Annotated in this window: 16 protein-coding genes and 1 pseudogene; 15 read left to right on the top strand and 2 right to left on the bottom strand. The window is 73.5% G+C overall.

All coding sequences use genetic code 11. The features are described from left to right. Window positions 1–13 precede the first annotated feature (13 nt). From ACXET9_RS02415 to ACXET9_RS02400, 4 genes and pseudogenes are all read left to right on the top strand, one after another. A complete protein-coding gene (locus tag ACXET9_RS02415) occupies window positions 14–1,474 on the top strand; it encodes a molybdopterin molybdotransferase MoeA (protein ID WP_457884518.1) in 1,461 nt (486 codons plus the stop codon). Then, window positions 1,471–1,938 (top strand): annotated as a pseudogene (moaC, locus tag ACXET9_RS02410) (cyclic pyranopterin monophosphate synthase MoaC); the annotation flags it as partial. The gene ACXET9_RS02415 and the pseudogene moaC, both read left to right, overlap by 4 nt. Window positions 1,939–2,099: 161 nt before the next feature. Beyond that, window positions 2,100–3,236 carry a molybdenum cofactor biosynthesis protein MoaE gene (locus ACXET9_RS02405; protein ID WP_457884516.1) on the top strand — a complete coding sequence of 379 codons (1,137 nt, stop codon included), beginning with the start codon at window positions 2,100–2,102 and terminating at the stop codon, window positions 3,234–3,236. Window positions 3,237–3,312: 76 nt separating this feature from the next. Then, window positions 3,313–4,206 carry a metallophosphoesterase family protein gene (locus ACXET9_RS02400; protein ID WP_457884514.1) on the top strand — a complete coding sequence of 298 codons (894 nt, stop codon included), beginning with the start codon at window positions 3,313–3,315 and terminating at the stop codon, window positions 4,204–4,206. Window positions 4,207–4,358: 152 nt separating this feature from the next. Here the strand turns inward: ACXET9_RS02400 and ACXET9_RS02395 are convergent, their stop codons facing one another. Further along, on the bottom strand, window positions 4,359–4,532 hold the full coding sequence (locus tag ACXET9_RS02395; protein WP_457884512.1) for a hypothetical protein: 174 nt from the start codon (window positions 4,530–4,532) through the stop codon (window positions 4,359–4,361). Between the two features lie 451 nt (window positions 4,533–4,983). Here ACXET9_RS02395 and groES point away from each other — a divergent pair, with 451 nt between their 5' ends. From groES to guaB, 8 genes are all read left to right on the top strand, one after another. Further along, a complete protein-coding gene (gene groES / locus ACXET9_RS02390; RefSeq protein WP_457884510.1) occupies window positions 4,984–5,280 on the top strand; it encodes a co-chaperone GroES in 297 nt (98 codons plus the stop codon). Window positions 5,281–5,301: 21 nt separating this feature from the next. Further along, window positions 5,302–6,888: a chaperonin GroEL gene (groL, locus tag ACXET9_RS02385; protein ID WP_457884508.1), complete on the top strand. Its 1,587-nt coding sequence runs from the start codon at window positions 5,302–5,304 to the stop codon at window positions 6,886–6,888. A 411-nt stretch (window positions 6,889–7,299) separates the two neighbouring features. Continuing rightward, entirely contained in the window at window positions 7,300–9,681 is a 2,382-nt protein-coding gene (betT, locus tag ACXET9_RS02380; protein WP_457884506.1) for a choline BCCT transporter BetT, read from the top strand. Window positions 9,682–9,723: 42 nt separating this feature from the next. After that, window positions 9,724–10,446 (top strand): hypothetical protein, encoded by a 723-nt coding sequence (locus ACXET9_RS02375; RefSeq protein WP_457884504.1) that lies wholly within the window; start codon window positions 9,724–9,726, stop codon window positions 10,444–10,446. Continuing rightward, a complete protein-coding gene (locus ACXET9_RS02370; protein WP_457884502.1) occupies window positions 10,434–11,510 on the top strand; it encodes a pseudouridine synthase in 1,077 nt (358 codons plus the stop codon). The genes ACXET9_RS02375 and ACXET9_RS02370 overlap by 13 nt, the downstream gene beginning before the upstream one ends. Next, window positions 11,507–12,286, top strand: coding sequence for a hypothetical protein (locus ACXET9_RS02365; RefSeq protein WP_457884500.1), 780 nt, complete (start codon window positions 11,507–11,509; stop codon window positions 12,284–12,286). The genes ACXET9_RS02370 and ACXET9_RS02365 overlap by 4 nt, the downstream gene beginning before the upstream one ends. Beyond that, window positions 12,283–13,653 (top strand): threonine/serine ThrE exporter family protein, encoded by a 1,371-nt coding sequence (locus tag ACXET9_RS02360; RefSeq protein WP_457884498.1) that lies wholly within the window; start codon window positions 12,283–12,285, stop codon window positions 13,651–13,653. The genes ACXET9_RS02365 and ACXET9_RS02360 overlap by 4 nt, the downstream gene beginning before the upstream one ends. Window positions 13,654–13,830: 177 nt before the next feature. Beyond that, window positions 13,831–15,330: an IMP dehydrogenase gene (guaB, locus tag ACXET9_RS02355; protein WP_457884496.1), complete on the top strand. Its 1,500-nt coding sequence runs from the start codon at window positions 13,831–13,833 to the stop codon at window positions 15,328–15,330. 142 nt (window positions 15,331–15,472) lie between these two features. Here the strand turns inward: guaB and ACXET9_RS02350 are convergent, their stop codons facing one another. Further along, window positions 15,473–15,901, bottom strand: coding sequence for a VOC family protein (locus tag ACXET9_RS02350; protein WP_457884494.1), 429 nt, complete (start codon window positions 15,899–15,901; stop codon window positions 15,473–15,475). Window positions 15,902–16,089: 188 nt separating this feature from the next. Here ACXET9_RS02350 and ACXET9_RS02345 point away from each other — a divergent pair, with 188 nt between their 5' ends. The 3 genes from ACXET9_RS02345 to ACXET9_RS02335 all read left to right on the top strand — a co-directional run bounded on the left by ACXET9_RS02345 (window position 16,090) and on the right by ACXET9_RS02335 (window position 19,154). Further along, entirely contained in the window at window positions 16,090–16,812 is a 723-nt protein-coding gene (locus ACXET9_RS02345; protein WP_457884492.1) for an exonuclease domain-containing protein, read from the top strand. A gap of 145 nt (window positions 16,813–16,957) precedes the next feature. After that, window positions 16,958–18,031, top strand: a complete 1,074-nt coding sequence (locus ACXET9_RS02340; protein ID WP_457884491.1) for a hypothetical protein — start codon at window positions 16,958–16,960, stop codon at window positions 18,029–18,031. Between the two features lie 13 nt (window positions 18,032–18,044). Continuing rightward, window positions 18,045–19,154, top strand: a complete 1,110-nt coding sequence (locus tag ACXET9_RS02335) for a GuaB3 family IMP dehydrogenase-related protein (protein ID WP_457884490.1) — start codon at window positions 18,045–18,047, stop codon at window positions 19,152–19,154. The last annotated feature ends 48 nt before the right edge of the window (window positions 19,155–19,202 follow it).

Genomic DNA, 19,202 nt, shown 5'->3' with positions numbered 1-19,202 from the left:
AGCGGGCGCAGGAGTGACCCGGATCTCTCTCGAGGAGCACGTGGCCGACGCGATCGCCCTGCTCGCGCCCCTGCACGCGCGAGTCCCCGTGCGCCTGGGTGCGGAGGCCGCGGGCCGCGTCGTCGCCCACGACGTCCGCGCCCGCGTGGACGTCCCCGCCGCCGACAACTCGCAGATGGACGGCTACGCCGTCCGCGGCGCCGACCTCTTCCGCGTTGCGGCCGGGCCGTCGGGCGCCGATGCTCCGTCGTCCGACGGCGTATCAGGGGCCGACGACGGGCCGGGCGTCGACGACGGGGCCGTCGTGCTCCGGCTCGGGCCGACGATCGCAGCGGGCGACCCGCCCTCGACGCTGGAGCCCGGCACCGCCCGCCCGATCATGACCGGTGCGCCGATCCCCGACGGCGCGGACCTCGTGATCCCCGTCGAGGAGTCCGTGCTCGGCGCCTTCCCCGCCTCCGTCTCCTCCGTCCCCGCCGGGAGCGACCCCAGCGCGACCGTGGTCCTGCGCCCGAAGGACGCGAGCGTCGGCCGCTTCGTCCGCCCCCGCGGATCCGACACCCATGCCGGGGACACGATCCTGCGCGAGGGCACGCTGCTCACGCCCGCGCGGATCGCGCACCTGGCCGCCTGCGGGATCGGCGAGGTGGAGGCGATCGCCCCGCTCCGCGTGCTCGTCCTGTCCACCGGCAGCGAGGTCGCCTCCGCCGACGGTCCGTCGTCGGCCGCAGCAGCCGGCGGCTCCGCAGCAGCCGGCGGTTCCGGAGCATCCGGCATCCCCGGGATGCCCGCGCTCCCGCCCGGCGGCGCCTACGACGCCAACGGGCCCGGTCTCGCCGCGGCGCTCGCCGAGGCGGGGGCGGAGGTCGTCGGCGTCGGCTCCGTGCCCGACGACCCCGAGGCGCTGCTCGCGCATCTGCGCTCCGAGCTCGCGCGCACCGATGCCGACCTGATCGTCACCAGCGGCGGCGTCAGCGCGGGCGCCTTCGAGGTGGTCCGCCAGGCGGCCGAGCTGCCGGGCACGACGCTCGCCTTCCCGAAGGTCGCCCTGCAGCCCGGCGGCCCCCAGGGCATCGGCACCCTCGATCTCGACGCCGCCGTCGCACCCGGGGAGGCCGCGTCCGCCCGTCCGGCGCGCCGCGTCCCCTGGCTCGCGTTCCCCGGCAACCCGGTGTCGGCGCTGCTGAGCTGCGAGCTCATCGCCCGGCCCGCGCTGCGCGCCCCCGCCCGTCAGCGCCTGCGGCTGCCTGTCTCCCTCGACGAGGGGGAGGTCTCCTCGCCGCCCGCGCTCGCGCAGTACCGTCGCGCTCGCGTGCTGCCCTCGGGGACGGTGCGCCTCGTCGGCGGGGCGAGCTCGCATCTGATCGGCGGCTATGCGGCCGCCGACGCCCTGGTCCTGATCCCCGCCGGCGTCGACCGCATCGCGGACGGCGACCTGCTCGAGACGATCCTGATCCCCGGAGGAGAGCGATGAACGACCTCACCCATGTCCGCGCCGACGGCTCGGCCCACATGGTCGACGTGACCGGCAAGGCCGTCACGGCCCGCGAGGCCGTCGCCCGCGGCGTCCTGCGCACCCGGCCCGACGTGGTCGCCCGCATCGCCGAGGGCGACCTGCCCAAGGGCGAAGCGCTGTCGGTCGCGCGGATCGCCGGGATCATGGGCGCCAAGCGCACCAGCGAGCTGGTGCCGCTGTGCCATCCGCTGCCGATCTCGGGGGTCGAGATCGACCTGGTGCCGGTCGAGGACCGGGTGGAGATCACCGCGCGGGTGCGCACCAAGGGCGTCACCGGCGTCGAGATGGAGGCGCTCACCGCCGTCAGCGTCACCGCGCTGACCGTCTACGACATGATCAAGGCCGTCGACCACCTCGCCACGATCGAGGGCATCGGCGTGGTCGCCAAGTCCGGCGGGAAGAGCGGCGACTGGACCCGTGAGGAGATGCTCGCCGCGCAGCAGCGCGCCGAGATCGCGGAGGCTGCGGAGATGACGGAGACCGCGGAGATGACGGAGGCCGTGGAGACGGCGAAGGGCGCCGTGTCCGCGCAGGAGCAGCAGACGGCGCAGATCCAGCAGGCGCAGCAGCAGCAGGAGCGGGCATGAGGGAGATCCCCGCGATCCGCCGCGACGCCGACTGCACCCGCCGCGAGGACGAGCGCGCGCCCCGCCTCGCGGGCGGCGCCCGCGTGGTCATCGCCTCCACCCGCGCCGCCGACGGCACCTACGAGGACCGCACCGGCCCGCTCCTCGAGGACTGGCTGCGGGGGCGGGGCCTCGATCCGGTCCGTCGCGTCGTCGTGTCCGACGGTCCCGCCGTCGGCGAGGCCGTCGCCGCGGCGATCGCCGCGGGGACGGACGTGATCGTCACCTCCGGCGGCACCGGCATCAGCCCCACCGACGTCACCCCCGAGCAGGTCGCCCCGCTCATCGACCGGGACATGCCGGGGGTCCTCGAGGCGGTCCGCCGACGGGGTGCGGCGACGACCCCGACGGCGATGCTCAGCCGCGGGGTCGCGGGCATGGCCGGGGCGAGCTTCGTGGTGACGCTCCCGGGCTCCCGCGGCGGCGTCCGCGACGGGATCGCCGTTCTCGACCCGATCCTCGACCACCTGCTGGACCAGCGCGACGGCGGCGACCACCGCGGCGAGGCCGTCGCGGAGAGCGAGCACGCCGCGGAGGACGGGCCCGCCGCGGAGGACGGGCCCGCCGCGGGGTGCGAACCCGCCGCGGATCCCGGGCCCGGGCCGACGCCCTTCGGCGCGTCCGCCGAGGATCTGCGGGTCCCCGGGGACCCGGGCATGGGCGAGGCCGACGAGCGGGTGCGCCGCGCCGAGGTCGGCACCGCCCCGATCTCCGTCGACGCGATGGCCGAGGCCGTCGCCGATCCCCGCTGCGGGGCCGTCGTCACCTTCGACGGCGTCGTGCGCGATCACGATGGCGGCCGGGGCGTCCGCGCCCTGACCTACACCGCGCATCCCTCGGCCGATGCGGCGATCGCCGAGGTCGCCGCCGAGATCGCGGCCCGCTACCCGGACGTCCTGGTCGCCGTCGCGCACCGGCACGGACCCGTCGCGATCGGGGAGAGCGCCCTCGCCTGCGCCGTCTCGGCCCCGCATCGCAAGCAGGCCTTCGCCGCCTGCGACGACCTCGTCGACACGGTCAAGCGCCGCGTCCCGATCTGGAAGCACCAGGAGTTCGCCGACGGCACCGAGGAATGGGTCGGCGCCCTGGGCTGAGCGCACGACCGTCGGACGCGGGTCCGGTTGGGACGCCGTTCACGCGCCCGCCATGCACGGCGCCTACGGTGGCGGCATGCGCATCCTCCACCTGACCGACACGCACCTCTACGGCGATCCGTCGGCCCGCCACTACGACCGCATCGACACCGCCGCCGCCCTCGAGGGCCTGCTGGCGCGCCTCGAGGACGTCCGGGACATCGACGCGATCGTCCACACCGGCGACGCCTCGGAGGACGGCACCGCGGAGAGCTATCGGCGCCTGCATGCGCTGCTGGACCCCTTCGCGGCCGAGCGCGGTGCGGCGCTCGCCGTGGTGATGGGCAACCATGACGTCTCCGCGGTCTACGGCGAGTCCGTCGCCCTCGGGGATCGCGGCACGAGCGTGCAGGACCGCGTGATCGCCGTCCCCGGCGGCGGCCGCATCGTGGTGCTGGACTCGAGCGTCCCCGGCGCCGGCTACGGGCACCTGGACCCCGAGCAGCTGCAGTGGCTGAGCGAGGTGCTCGCGGAAAGCGCCCCGTCGTCGGCCGACGGCGCCGAGGTCGGCACCGTCCTGGCGATCCATCATCCGCCGCTGCGGGCGGCCACCCGGCTCCTCGCCGGCCTCGAGCTCGACGGGCTCGACGAGCTCGCGGCGGTGCTCGCGGGCTCCGACGTGAGGATCGTGCTGTCCGGCCACTACCACCACGCGATGGACGGGCGGATCGCCGGGATCCCCGTGCACGTCGCGCCGGGCGTGACCAACGTGGTCGACCCCGTGACCGCGGGAGCGAGCGAGCGGGCGCTGGCCCTGTCGGGGGCGAGCATCGTCGAGCTCGCGGAGGACCCACGGGTGATCACCTCGGTCTACCCCAGCACCGGCGACACGCTGCCCGACGGCGACGCCCTCGAGACCCCGGTCTACGAGTTCACGCCGGAGCAGGTCGAGCAGATCATCGCCGCGGCCGGACGACCCGCTGGGGCCTGAGGAGCCGGCCTGGGCGTCCGGGCGTCCGGGCCCCGGATGCAGAAGGGCCCCGTCCTCGAGGACGGGGCCGGGGCTGCCGGGCACGGAGGCGCGGGCTCAGCGGTGCAGGCGCAGGATCGCGGGCTCGGAGGCGCGGGCTCAGCGGCGGTCGGTCAGCGGCCGAGGCCGATGACGGTGCTGCCCTGCGACTGCCGGGTGCGCATGAGGGCGGCGTAGTCGGCGCCGGAGCGGCGCTCGTGCGCGGTGCCGTAGCGCTCGACGTCCTGGCCCTGCATGCGGTCGGCGAGGCGCTCCATGGCGGTGTTGAGACGGCGCAGGAAATGCATGGCGGTGGTGCTCCCCTTCGGTTCGGGTCGGATGAGCGGGCCGGGCGGCTCGGCGCCGGACGGCCCCTGGGTCGCAGGTGACCCGCCCGACGCTCCGCTCACCCTCTGTTCTACCGCGCTCTCCCGGTTCCGTCACGGACGCCGCCGGGACTCGTCGTCGGGCTCACAAGAAGTGCGTGACCGGGGACGCAAGCGGGTCGAGCGGTCTGGGGGCGGCGGGAGCGGGCGGCGGTCGGGCGGCAGCGGAGCGCGTGTTCGCCGACCGCGATTAGCACTCGTCTTGCGTGAGTGCCAGAGCGGTCCTAGAGTTGGCCCCGTTGGCAGTCGACGGCAGAGAGTGCCAGAGGCTGCCGCAGGACCTTCCCCCGGTCGGCACCGCGACGACGCCCGGGACCCGGGTCCGTGACCCCAGAACTCATCAGAGTCATCTCTTCATGAAGGAGTGAGCCGCATGTCGGTCTCCATCAAGCCCCTCGAGGATCGTGTCGTCGTCAAGCCGCTCGAGGCCGAGCAGACCACCGCGTCCGGCCTCGTGATCCCCGACACCGCCAAGGAGAAGCCCCAGGAGGGCGAGGTCGTCGCCGTCGGCGCCGGTCGCTTCGACGACAAGGGTGCGCGCATCCCGGTCGACGTCAAGGTGGGCGACAAGGTCGTCTTCTCCAAGTACGGCGGCACCGAGCTGAAGTACGGCAACGAGGAGTTCCTCGTCCTGGGATCGCGCGACATCCTCGCGATCATCGAGAACTGACCCGATCGAGGCATCTGATCCATGGCTAAGGACATCATCTACGACGAGGACGCCCGCCGCGCCCTCGAGCGTGGCGTCGACAAGCTCGCCGACACGGTCAAGGTGACGCTCGGCCCCAAGGGCCGCAACGTCGTCCTCGACAAGAAGTGGGGCGCCCCCACGATCACGAATGACGGCGTGACCATCGCTCGTGAGGTCGAGCTCGAGGATCCCTTCGAGAACCTCGGCGCGCAGCTCACCAAGGAGGTCGCGACCAAGACGAACGACGTCGCGGGCGACGGCACCACCACGGCCACCGTGCTGGCGCAGGCGCTGGTCCACGAGGGCCTGCGCAATGTCACCTCCGGTGCCGCTCCGTCGGCGCTCAAGCGGGGCATCGAGAAGGCCGTCGAGGCCCTCTCGGAGAAGCTCGGCGAGATCGCCATCGAGGTCGACGACAAGGCGCAGATCGCCAACGTCGCGTCGGTCTCGAGCCAGGACCGCGAGATCGGCGAGCTCCTCGCCGACGCGTTCGACAAGGTCGGCAAGGACGGCGTCATCACGGTCGAGGAGTCCTCCACGACCGCGATGGAGCTCGACTTCACCGAGGGCATGCAGTTCGACAAGGGCTTCATCTCCCCGCACTTCGTCACCGACGGGGAGCGCCAGGAGGTCGTCCTCGAGGACGCGCAGGTGCTGCTGCACCAGGGCAAGATCTCGGCCGTCGCCGACATCCTCCCGATCCTCGAGCAGGTCGTCGAGGGCGGCAAGCCGCTGTTCATCATCGCCGAGGACGTCGACGGCGAGGCCCTGTCCACGCTGGTCGTCAACAAGCTGCGCGGCACCTTCAAGGGCGCCGCCGTGAAGGCCCCGGCCTTCGGCGACCGCCGCAAGGCGATGCTCCAGGACATCGCGGTCCTCACCGGTGCCCAGGTGGTCACCGCGGATCTCGGCCTGGACCTGAAGACCGTCGGCACCGAGGTGCTCGGCCACGCGGGCCGCGTCGTCATCACCAAGGACGCCACGACGATCGTCGGCGGCGCCGGCGACGACGAGGCCGTGGCCGACCGCGTCGCGCAGATCCGTTCCGAGATCGCCGCGACCGACTCCGACTGGGACCGCGAGAAGCTCCAGGAGCGCCTCGCCAAGCTCGCCGGCGGCGTGTCCGTCATCAAGGTGGGCGCCCACACCGAGGTCGAGCTCAAGGAGAAGAAGATGCGCATCGAGGACGCGGTCTCCGCGACTCGTGCGGCCATCGAAGAGGGCATCGTGGCCGGTGGCGGCAGCGCCATCGTCCAGGCCTCGAAGGCACTCGAGGGCGACCTCGGCCTCGAGGGCGACGAGGCCGTGGGCGTCCGCCTGGTCGCTCGCGCCGTCGTCCAGCCGCTGCGCTGGATCTCCGAGAACGCGGGCCTCGAGGGCTACGTCGTCGTCGAGAAGGTCAAGGAGGCCGAGACCGGCCACGGCCTGAACGCCGCGACCGGCGAGTACGTCGACCTCCTGGCCGCCGGCATCATCGACCCGGTCAAGGTGACCCGCTCCGCTCTGCGGAACGCCGCCTCGATCGCCGGCCTGGTGCTGACGACCGAGACCCTCGTGGTCGAGAAGCAGGAGGAGGACGAGGACTGATCCTCGGGCGGCCCCGAGCCGCCGGACGGGCCCGACCCGTCGTCCGCCGAGGGGCGGGCGGGGCAGGAGAGATCCTGCCCCGACCGCCCCTCGCTCCTCTCCTCCGCACCCCGGTCCGCCCCGGGCAACAGGCGGAAACCGATCGTCCGTCGAGCGGATGACCAGGTCCGATGCGTTTCTGGCGGCTGTCGCCGAGCGGTGAGCTTTCTCCGGCCTCTCCCGCCTTCCCCCGTCCGGGCTTCCGTCCTACCCTGGAGCCTCCGGGTGCCGGCGGGCCGATGATGGCCTGTGCACGCCCGGCATCCCTGGCTCCAGCCCTCCTGCCCGCCCGCATCGGCGCGCCCGCAGGCGACTTCCCGCGGTCCCACCGGCACTCGCCGACGAGACGACCCCGAGGAACGGAGGACCTGCGTGACGGACCCGAGCACGACGGAACCCAGCGCGAACGACCCCAGCACGCCCCAGCCCGGCGCGCCCGACCCCAGTACGCCCGAGCCCCGCTCGGCGGCGCGGCTCGAGGGCGAGCGCGCCGCCGGCGAGATCGCCCGCGGCAAGCTCAGCGCCCAGGCGGAGGCCGAGCGGCAGCGCCACCGACGGGAGGAGCGCGAGCAGCGGGAGTCCCTGCGCGCCCCGACCCTCAAGGGCGACCTCGCCAAGGGGCAGCGGGACCTCGCGGACGACGAGCGCCGTCCCGCGGCCCCGGCGGGCCCCCGCGTCAACTGGGTCGTGTTCTCCGTGGCCTCGGGGATCATCCTCGCGTTCTCGCTGTGGACGATCCTCAGCCCCGAGCAGGCCCGCTCCGTCATGCTCGCCGTGGTCACCTGGATCTCCCAGGACCTCGGCTGGTTCTACGTCGTCACCGTGTCGCTGGTGATCCTGTTCGTGCTGTGGGTGGCGCTGTCGCCGGAGGGGAGGGTGCGGCTCGGACCGGACCATTCCCGGCCCGAGTACAAGCTGTTCACCTGGGTCGCGATGCTCTTCGCCGCCGGCGTCGGCATCGACATGCTGTTCTACTCGGTGACCGGTCCGATCTCGCACTACATCACGCCGCCGACGGCCGACCCCGAGTCCGCCGAGGCGCTGCAGGACGCCGTGGTGTGGACGATGTTCCACTACGGCGTCGCCGGCTGGTCGATGTACGCCCTGCTGGGCATGGCCATGGGCTACTTCGCCTACCGCTGGGGCATGCCGCTGTCGATCCGGGCGGCGCTGTACCCGCTGCTGGGACGGCGCGTGCGCGGCGCCGCCGGGAACGTCATCGACATCGTGACGCTCGTGGGCACCGTCTTCGGGGTGGCCACGTCAATGGGCATCGGCGTGGTGCTGCTGAACGTCGGCTTCTCCTGGCTGTTCGGCCTGCCCCAGGGCCTTGCCCTGCAGGTCGCCCTCGTGCTCGTCGCGGTCGTCATGACGATCGTCGCGTGCACCTCCGGCGTCGACAAGGGCATCCGCCTGATCTCCGAGCTGAACCTCTGGATCGCCGGGGCGATGCTGCTGTACATCCTGGTCACGGGGAAGACCGCGTTCCTGCTGAACGCGATCACCGAGAACATCGGCCGCTTCATCGCGACCCTCCCGGAGCGCACCGCCCAGACCCTCGCCTACCAGGACGACGGCGCCGCCTGGATGGCGGGCGCGACCCTCTTCTTCTGGGCGTTCTGGCTGGCCTGGGGGCCGTTCGTCGGCCTCTTCCTGGCGCGCATCTCGCGCGGCCGCACGCTGCGCGAGTTCGTGATCGCCGCGATCACCGCGCCCGTGCTGTGCGATCTGCTGGTCGTGACGATCTTCGGCAACAGCGCCCTGTCCGTCGTCCTCGAGGACACCCCGGCCTCGCGCGCCTTCGCGCAGCTGGCGATCGACAGCCCCGAGCAGGGCTGGTACGCGCTGCTGGAGATGTTCCCGGGCGCGCCCTTCCTCATCGGCCTGGCCACGCTCTCGGGCCTGCTGTTCTACCTCACCAGCGCGAACTCGGGCGCGATGGTCATGTCGACCTTCTCCTCGCGGATCCCCGACCCCGGCCAGGACGGCCCCAAGTGGCTGCGGATCTTCTGGGCGCTGCTGACCGCGCTGCTGACGATCGCGATGCTCGTCGCCGGCGGCGTCACGACCATGGAGTACGCGACGCTGATCTTCGGCCTGCCGGTCACGGTCATCGCCTATCTCGTGATGCTGTCCTTCTCCAAGGCCCTGCGGATGGAGCGGGCCGACCGCGAGGGACGCGTGCCGCGGCGCGCGGATGTCGCCGCCCACGGCGGCTACGTCCCCGAGAAGTCCTGGCGGCAGCGCCTGGCGAACCTGCGCTCCTACCCGAGCACCCGCGCGGTCGCGCAGTTCGCGACCGGCACCGTGGTCCCTGCTCTCGAGGACGTCGCCCGCGAGTTCGCCGAGCAGGGCTATGCGGCGAGCACCGAGCAGGACGCGGATCCGATCTCGGGGATCGCGATCGTCTCGCTGCGGATCCGGATGGGGGAGGAGCGCGACTTCCTCTACCGGGTCGCCCCGGTCGAGGCGCAGGTGCCGACCTTCGGCGCGCGCGTGGCCCCCGAGCGCAGCACCTACCACCGCCTCGACGTGTTCACGCAGACCGGCGCCGAGGGCTACGACATCGGCGGGCTGACCCGCGCGCAGATCATCGCCGACGTCCTGGACCGCTACGAGAACCACATCCGGTACCTCTCCTATGCGGCCGAGGTCGACAGCGCGAGCCTGCTGACGCCGAGCGTCTACACCTCGGCGGAGGAGACGCCCGTCACCGGCGCGGACACCCGCCCCGGAGGCCCCGCGGCGTTCTAGGATGAGCAGGTCCGGACGGTCCTGACGGTGCGAGGAGGTGCGATGGCGGACAGCCCCGAGCGCCCGGGAGCCGGCACCGGAGACGGCGCCGAAGACGGCACGGCGTCCCTCCCCACGCGCACCTTCGGACCGCCCGCCACGGTCGTGCTGAGCTCCCTGGTCACCGGGGTCGTACTGGTCGTCGTGCTGGAGTTCCTCGTGATCATCAGCTTCGTCGGCCAGCGGCTGTGGCAGAGCCCGCTGCTCGGCCACGACCCGTACTTCACGCTCCCGTTCGCGGTCTGGGTCGTGGTGCTGGTCGCCGCGATCGTCGCGACCCTGCGGAAGTCGACGGCCTGGCTGCAGCTCGACGAGCACGGCTTCCGTCTGCAGGGCCTGGGCCGACGCACGGTCGCGGCCCGCTGGGACGAGACGGGGCGGGTGATCGCGGTCCGGTCCGTCGGCCGCGACGACGAGCCCGGCCCGTTGCCGGACTCCGGCGACAGCCTGTACGACGGCGTCTACGTCCTGGACCGGGACGACCGGCGGCTGATCTCCGTCTCCAGCCGCTTCTTCGGCCCCCGCGCCCAGGAGATGACGCTGCGCCGGGCCCGCGAGGCGGGCGTGCGGATCGACCACGTCGACGCCCTCTCCACGGCCGAGCTCGTCGCCCAGGTGCCGCAGGCGCTGACCTTCGCCGACCGCCATCCGAACCTGATCCTGCTGGCGCTCGCGCTCTTCTACACCTGGCACAACGTGATCACCTTCGTCATATGGGGGCTGTGAGCGCGTCGGGCCGCAGTCCCCGTCCCAGCCCCGGCACCAGTCCCGCTTCCCGTCCCGGCCGCGCGGCGCGCCGTCGCGCCCGTCGGCTCCCGCCGCCGCTGCCGCAGCGCGAGGGGCTGGATCCCGTGCGCTGGAGCGTGCCGCCGGGCACCGTCCCGCAGCCGGCGCTCGCGGCGCTGCTCGGCCGCTTCCCGCCGCTCGCGGACCCGGCCGCCGCGCCGCTCGCCGAGCGCTTCGCACGCGGGGAGGTCGTCGCGGCCGACGGTGCGCCCTGGGCGGCCGACGATCCCGTCGGCCCCGGCGACGAGCTGTGGTTCCACCGCGAGCTCGCCCCCGAGGAGGTCCCTCCGATCGCCCTGCGGATCCTCCACCGCGACGAGCACCTGCTGATCCTCGACAAGCCGCACGGCATGGCCACCGCGCCCCGCGGCGCCCATGTGCTCGCGAGCGCCCTCGTGCGCCTGCGCCGCGAGACCGGGCTGACGACCCTCAGCCCGCTGCACCGCCTCGACCGGCGCACCGCCGGCGTGCTCGCCTTCGGGATCGTCCCGGCGGAGCGCGCCGCCTACCAGCAGCTCTTCGCGAGCGGCGGGATCCGCAAGGAGTACCTCGCCCGCGTCGCGCCCGACGACGCGGGCGCGCTCGACGACGCGGGCGCGCTCGACGACGCGGGCGCGTCCGACGGCGGCGCACCGCTCGTCGTCGGCTCCCGTTGGGAGATGCGGGACCGGCTCGAGAAGCGGCGGGGCGAGCTGCGCACCCGGATCGTCGCAGGGGAGCCCGATGCGATCACGGACGTCGAGGTGCTCGCGCGCGAGGCCGACGGCACGGCCCTGCTGCGGCTGGTCCCGCTGACCGGCCGCACCCATCAGCTGCGGGCCCAGCTCTCCGGCCGCGGGCTCCCGATCCTCGGCGACGACCTCTACCCGGTCCCGCGGGAGGAGCCGGCGCTGCCGCTGCAGCTGCTCGCCCGCTCCCTCGCGCTCACCGACCCCATCACCGGCCAGGAGCGGGCCTTCCGCAGCGAGCGCACCCTCGAAGGGCCGCGTAGCCTGGACGGGTGAGCACCCACGCCCCCGGGACCGTCGGCGGAGAGCCCGCCGATGCGCCGCCGGTCCGTCCCCCGTCCCCGCGCCGCACGCGCGCGGGAGCCGTCGTCGTCGGCCCCACCGTGGGTGCCCGCTACCTGCCCGGCGTCCTCATGGGGCTGCCGCTGGTCTCCCTGCTGCTCTCGCCCTTCGCCGGCGCGGGCATCCAGGAATGGCGGCGCTCGCGCCTGGCCGACGGTCATCGCGGCGCCCTCGAGGACCTCCTCTCCCACGCCCCCGTCCAGCTGCTCCTCGGCGCGCTCGCGCTCTGGGCGCTGTTCGCGCTGTGGGCGCTCGTACCGCTCATCGCCACGCACCAGGTCGCGCTGCTCGACGAGACGAGCGGACGCCTGACCTTCCGGCGCGGACTGCGCACGGCCGACACCGCCGACCTCGCCGACGTCCTCCTCGCCGTGGGCGGGCCCGAGCGCGGGGACTCCGCAGGCATCGACCTGCGGGGCGACCGGCAGTGGATCGTCCCCGGGATCGGCTGGGACGACCGCTCCTTCGACGGCCTGCGCGTCCTGCAGGAGGCGGCCGGGCTCCTCGTCGCCCCGGACCGCGAGCAGCTCGTCGCCGGCGCCCGGCATGCGCGCCGCACCGCCCTGAACCGCCAGTACGCCGAGCGACTCGGCATGCCCTGGCGCGAGGAGTACGAGCACGACGAAGCGGCGTTCCAGCAGGAGTTCGACCGGATCCGCCGCGTCCTGGGCGGCCGCGAGAGCGCCCGCCCCGGGGACCCGACGCCGTGAGCGGCGAGCAGAACGGCGCGGCGAGGCGCGCGGAGGACAGCGGGACGGGCGGCGGGACGGGCGGAGCGAGGAGCAAGCCGGATGCGGCGCTGAGCACCGCCACCAGCCCGTTGGGCGTGCCGGACTCGCTCACCGTGCGCTCCGAGGCCGCGGCCGCCGTCGGCAGCGAGCTCCTCGCCAGCGGCATGGCCTCCTACCGGGTCAAGGCCGCGATGAGCCGGACCGCCCGCGCCCTCGACCTGGACTCCTTCGTCTCGGTGGTCACGGCCTCCGACATCACCGCGACCGCCACCTACGGCGGCCGTTACCGCACCCGCATCACGCAGCCCTCGCACGTCGGCGTGGACGTCGACCACCTCTACCGCACGCAGCGCTTCGTCGACGCCCTCCCCGCCTCCGGGACGAGCGCCGCCGAGGTCTACGACGAGCTCGGCCGGATCCGGGCCCGCGGCCCCCTGCACTCGCCGCTGGTGAACGCGCTCGCCGCGGGCCTCGCCTGCGCTGCCTTCTCCTTCCTCAACGCGGGCGGGATCGTCGAGATCCTCGCGGTGCTGGTCTCCGCGACGCTCGGCCAGGCCGTCCGACGGCGCCTGCAGCGCAGGAGCTGGAACCAGCTCCTGGTCACGGTGATCGCCGCGGTCATCACCACCGCGCTCTACCTGCTGCTGGTCGGGATCCCCGCGGCGGCCGGCTGGATCGCCCCCGGGCACGCCGCCGGGCACCTCAGCGCCGTGCTCTTCCTGGTGCCCGGGTTCCCGCTGATCACGGGTCTGCTGGACCTCGTGCGCGGAGACTACTCGGCCGGCATCCAGCGCCTCGCCCACGCGGCCGTCATCATCGTCGGCGCCGCCTCGGCGGTGTGGACGGTGGCGCTCGCCGCCGGCGTCGAGGCCCAGCCGCTCGCGGCCGCGGCCCTTCCCTTCGCCGCGATGCTCGGCCTGCGGGCGCTCGCGACCTTCATCGGCGTGCTCGGCTTCGCGGTGCTGTTCAACTCGCCCTGGCGGATCGCCCTGGCCGCCGCCGGGGTGTCCCTCGTGGCGAACTCGCTGCGGTTCTCGCTGACCGAGGCGCAGATCCCCGACCAGATCGCCACGCTGCTGGCCACCGCCCTGGTCGGCGCCATCAGCTATGCCATCGCCCGCTCGTACCACGTGCCGCGGCCGGCGATCTCGGTGCCCGCGGTCGTCATCATGATCCCCGGGTTCGCGATGTACGACGGCTTCGCGCAGGTGTCCTCGGGGGATGTCGTCACCGGGGCGCTGCAGCTGCAGGGGGCCGCGCAGACGGTCGTCGCGGCGGCCTTCGGCCTCGCCCTCGCGCACCTGGCGACCTCGCCGCAGTGGCGCCACGTCGAGCATCCGCGCTGAGCCTCCGTCGTCGGCCGGCGGCCGGCGGACGTCGGCCCGTCGGCGGCGCCCGACGTCGTCCCGGCAGGCGTGATCCCGCCCACGATCGACGTCGATGCTGGTCACAGGGATGTCGAGGAGGGCGCGCTGCGGTGGTCGGGACTGCCCCCGGCCCGCGAGCGCGGCTACCATCGATCCATGACGAGCGCGGATCCCTTCGGTTTCATCGGACTCACCTACGACGACGTCCTCCTCCTCCCCGGGGAGACGGACGTGATCCCCTCCGAGGCGGACACCAGCAGTCGCCTCACCCGCGAGATCACGCTGCGCACGCCGCTGGCGTCCGCGGCCATGGACACGGTCACCGAGTCCCGCATGGCGATCGCCATGGCGCGCCACGGCGGCATCGGCATCCTCCACCGCAACCTCTCCATCGAGGACCAGGCCCACCAGGTCGACCTCGTCAAGCGCACCCAGACCGGTCGCATCACCAACCCGGTCACGATCGGGCCGGACGCGACCCTCGAGGACTTCGACGCCGTGTGCGGGCAGTACCGCGTCTCGGGCCTGCCCGTGGTCGGCGCCGACGCCCGCCTGCTGGGCATCTGCACCAACCGCGACCTGCGCTTCATCCCCGTCGCCGAGTGGGCGACCACCAAGGTCGGCGACGTCATGACCACCGAGCTGTTCACCGCTCCGGAGGACGTCAGCCCCGAGCAGGCCACCGCGCTGCTGCGCAAGAACAAGCGCGAGCGCCTTCCGCTGGTCGACGCCGAGGGCCGCCTGACCGGTCTCATCACCGTCAAGGACTTCGTGAAGTCCGAGCAGTTCCCCGACGCCTCCAAGGACGGCCAGGGCCGTCTGCTGGTCGGCGCCGGCGTCGGCTTCTTCGGCGACTCGATCGAGCGCGCGGGCGCACTGCGCGACGCGGGCGTGGACGTGCTCGTCGTCGACACCGCCAACGGCCATGCCCGTCTCGCGCTCGAGATGATCCGCCGCATCAAGTCGGATCCGTACTTCGCCGACGTCCAGGTCATCGGCGGCAACGTCGCCACCCGTCCGGGCGCGCAGGCGCTCGTGGACGCGGGGGCCGACGCCGTCAAGGTCGGCGTGGGCCCGGGCTCGATCTGCACCACCCGCGTGGTCGCCGGCGTCGGCGTCCCGCAGGTCACCGCCATCCACGAGGCCTCCAAGGCCTGCGGCCCCGCGGGCGTCCCGCTGATCGGCGACGGCGGCCTGCAGTACTCCGGCGACATCGCCAAGGCGCTCGTCGCCGGGGCCGACACCGTCATGGTCGGCTCCCTGCTGGCCGGCACCGAGGAGTCCCCGGGCGAGGTCGTCCTCGTCGGCGGCAAGCAGTTCAAGGCCTACCGCGGCATGGGCTCGCTGGGCGCCATGTCCTCGCGCGGCAAGAAGTCCTTCTCCAAGGACCGCTACTTCCAGGCCGACGTCCCCAGCGACGACAAGATCGTGCCCGAGGGCATCGAGGGCCGCGTCGCCTACAAGGGCGGGCTCTCCACCGTCGTGCACCAGCTCGTCGGCGGCCTGCACCAGTCGATGTTCTACGTCGGCGCGAACACCGTGCCCGAGCTCAAGCAGAAGGGCCAGTTCGTGCGCATCACCGCGGCGGGCCTCAAGGAATCCCACCCGCACGACATGGCCGCGATCATGGAGGCCCCGAACTACTCGGCCCGCTGATCGCACCCCTCTTAGGGCGGACCGCCCCTCCGGCGGTCCCTCGGCCCCGCGGCCCCTGTCGACGCACGGCGTCGGCGGGGGCCGCGTCCGTCGGTGCTCCAGCGCCCGGTCGATCGAGGGTCGAGCACCGGCGGGCCGGAGGTCAGTCGGTGCGCGCAGCGCCGTCGGGGTCGACGCCGTGCTCGAAGCCGACGAGCCACCGCACCCCGAAGCGGTCGCGGACCTGGCCGTCGGAGGCGCCCCAGGCGCGCCGTTGCAGGGGATCGAGCACCTCACCGCCCTCGGACAGCGCGACGAACCAGCTGCGCAGGACCGCAGGGTCCCGGCGGCCGAGCAGCGCCAGCAGGAGGCCCTCGACCTGCAGAGCGTCCTCGCCCTCGGCGGCGTCCGCGGCGCACAGGTCGACCGGCCCCTCCAGCAGGCCGTGGGCGATCGCCGTGGCGGGGCCGTCGGTGCGCTCGAACTGCTCGTAGGTGTGCAGGGTGAGCTCGCCGCCGAAGATCCGCTGATAGGCCTCGAGGGCCTCGCGGGCGGTGCCGGGCAGCAGCAGGTACGGCAGGGGTGCGGGCATGGGGCGCTCCTGGGATCGGGGCCTCGATCATCCCGCCCGGGAGGGCGGCCGTCCAGCGGCGGGCCCGCGCAGCGGTCCTCTCCTGCGCAGAGGTCCCCTTCCGTGGAGTGCTCCTCCCCAGGCGGCCGTCGTCCACCGTCGGCCCCGCCCGGGCGTCCGGCGTCGGGGCGGGCCTCTAGGGTGGGTCCATGAGTCAGACCTCCGCATCCGGCCGCTGGATCGACCGGCCCCTCCTGGGCTTCGACACCGAGACCACCGGCACCGACACCTCCACCGACCGCATCGTCACCGTCGCGCTCGTGCATTCGGTCGCGCCGGGCCGCGCGGGGGAGACGGTCGCGACCTGGCTGATCGATCCCGGAGTCCCGATCCCCGAGCAGGCGCAGTCGGTGCACGGCATCAGCACCGAGCACGCCGCCGCGCACGGCATGGACCCGGCGACCGCGCTCGACGAGGTCGCCGCGCTCCTGACCGACGCCCTCGCGAAGGACGTCCCGGTGGTCGCGTTCAACGCCGCCTACGACCTCCAGATCATCGAGAACGAGCTGCGCCGCCTGGGCCTGCCCACGGTCGCCGACCGGCTCGGCCACGACATCGTCCCGGTGATCGACCCGCTGGTCATCGACCGCGGGGTGGACCGCTACCGCAAGGGGAAGCGGAGGCTCGTGGACCTGCTCGAGCACTACGACATCCAGCAGGACGGCCGTCTGCACACCGCCGACGTCGACGTCTCCAGCACCCTCGACGTGCTGCGCGCGATCGTCACGGCGTTCCCGCAGGTGGGAGCGTCCTCTCTCGAGGACCTGCACCGCGAGCAGATCGCCTGGCATCGCGCCTGGGCGGAGAACTTCAACGAGTTCCTGCGCAAGAAGGGCCGCACGCCCGACGTCTCCCTGACCTGGCCGCTCTGATCGGAGCGATCTGGCCGGACGCCCCTCGCCCGACACCTCTGGCCCGACACCCCTGGCCCGACACCTCTGGCCAGACATCTCTGGTCCGACACTCTGACCGGACTGCGCTGGCCGGGCCGCTCGCCGATCGGATACGGTCATCGCCATGACCGCCGACGATGCCATGGCCTCCGCTGACGTCACGACCGCCGACGACGCCCCGACCGCCGGTCGATCCCTTCCTCTGATCACGGGGGCGGCGGCGCTCCTGCTCGGACTGATCGCCGCCGCGGACCTCCTGCAGATGCTCCTGGGTCTCCCGTTCACCGCGAACGATCTCCTCTTCTCCGTGTGGCCCCGTCCCGAGTGGCCCGAGTTCGTCTTCGGCGTCGCCCTCAACGCCGTCCAGACGCTGTTCTGGGCGGTCATCAGCGGGGTCGTCCTGGTCGGCGGGGCGCTGTGCATCGCGCGCCGCCGGGGGCTGTCGGCGGCGGCGGGCGTGCTCGCGATCCTCGCGGTCGCGCTGCCGACGGTGCTCCATCTGGGGCTTCTGACGCTGCTGCAGTGGAACCGCGTGATCTACTCAGACCTCTCGCTGACGATTGCCCGGCTCTCCCCGAGCGCGACGATCCTCGCCGGCATGGTCCCCGCGCTGATCGCCGGCACGATGCTCCTCCTCTCCGTGCGGCGGCGCATCCCGGCCGTCGGCCCGCGACCCTTCGCGGCGCTGGGGCTCCTCGGCGCCGCGATCCTGCTGATCGCGAACCTGCATTCGCTCATCCAGGTCGTCGCATCGCGCTTCAGCTGGTGGGCGGTGCAATGGTCCGGCGTGCAGCTGCTCGGACCGCTCGCCGTCGGCGCGGTCGTGACGGCCCTCCTGATCACCGTGCTCGCCGGGGCGATCGGTGCGGCCTTCCTGCTCGGCTCCCGGTCGCGCATCGCGCGGGCGGGCGGGACTCTCGTGCTCGCGTCCGTCGTCGTCCGGCTCCTCTCGCAGACGATCCTGCTGGGGATGAACTCGTGGCTGACCCGGCGGATCTGGTACGCCATCGACTTCTCCGTGCTCTACACCGGCGAATGGGCCGTGACGATCCTCGTGCTCGCTCTGTCGGTCGTCGGGATCGTGCTCGCGATCGCGGGCCTCCTGCGCGCAGCGGTCTCCGGGTCGGAAGGCGCGACGGGCTCCCACGCCCCGCCGCAGTCCGGGCCGTCGACCTCGCCGGAGCTGCCGCGCCGGTAGACTGCCCGGCGTGATGAGCGAGATCGAGATCGGCCGGAACAAGCGCGGGCGCCGCAGCTACAGCTTCGACGACGTGGCGGTGGTGCCCTCCCGCCGCACGCGCGACCCCGAGGACGTCTCCACGTCCTGGCAGGTGGACGCCTACCGCTTCGACATCCCGATCTTCGCCGCGCCCATGGACTCGATCATGTCGCCCGAGATCGCGATCCAGCTCGGCGAGCACGGCGGCCTCGGCGTGCTCGACCTCGAGGGCCTGTGGACGCGGTACGAGGATCCGACGGCGCAGTACGAGCGCATCGCCTCCGCCGCCGACGCGGACGTCGTCGCCGTCATGCGCGAGGCCTACGACGAGCCCGTCAAGGCCGAGCTGATCCGCGACCGCATCCAGCAGCTGCGCGACGCGGGTGTGACCGCCGCCGGCTCCCTGTCCCCGCAGCGCACCCAGGAGCACTGGAAGACCGTCGTCGACGCCGGCGTGGACCTCTTCTTCATCCGCGGCACCACGGTCTCCGCCGAGCACGTCTCCTCCAACCGCGAGCCGCTGAATCTCAAGCGGTTCATCTACGAGCTCGACGTGCCCGTCATCGTCGGCGGCTGCGCGACCTACACCGCGGCCCTGCACCTGATGCGGACGGGCGCGGCCGGCGTGCTCGTCGGTTTCGGCGGCGGCGCCTCGCAGACCACCCGCGAGACCCTCGGCATCTCCGTCCCGCTCGCGAGCGCCGTGGCCGACGTCGCCGCCGCGCGCCGCGACTACATGGACGAGTCCGGCGGCCGCTACGTCCACGTCATCGCCGACGGCGGCCTCGGCCGCTCGGGAGACCTCGTCAAGGCGATCGCCTGCGGCGCCGACGGCCTCATGGTCGGGGCGGCCCTCGCCCGCGCCGAGGAGGCTCCGGGACGCGGCCACCACTGGGGCAGCGAGGCCCACCATCCGACCCTCACCCGCGGCCACCGCGTGCAGGTCGGCACGGCGGGGTCCCTCGAGCAGATCCTCTTCGGCCCCTCGATCGCGGCCGACGGGACGACGAACCTGGTGGGCGCCCTGCGCCACGCGATGGCGACCACCGGCTACACCGATCTGAAGGAGTTCCAGCGCGTCGAGGTCGTCACCACGCACTGACGCCCGGACGCCGGAGCCCGAACCCCGCGGGCGACCATCGGGGCATGG

This window comes from Brachybacterium netajii (SeqCode) (genome assembly GCF_054114245.1).
This window is presented reverse-complemented; position numbering and strand designations above follow the sequence as displayed.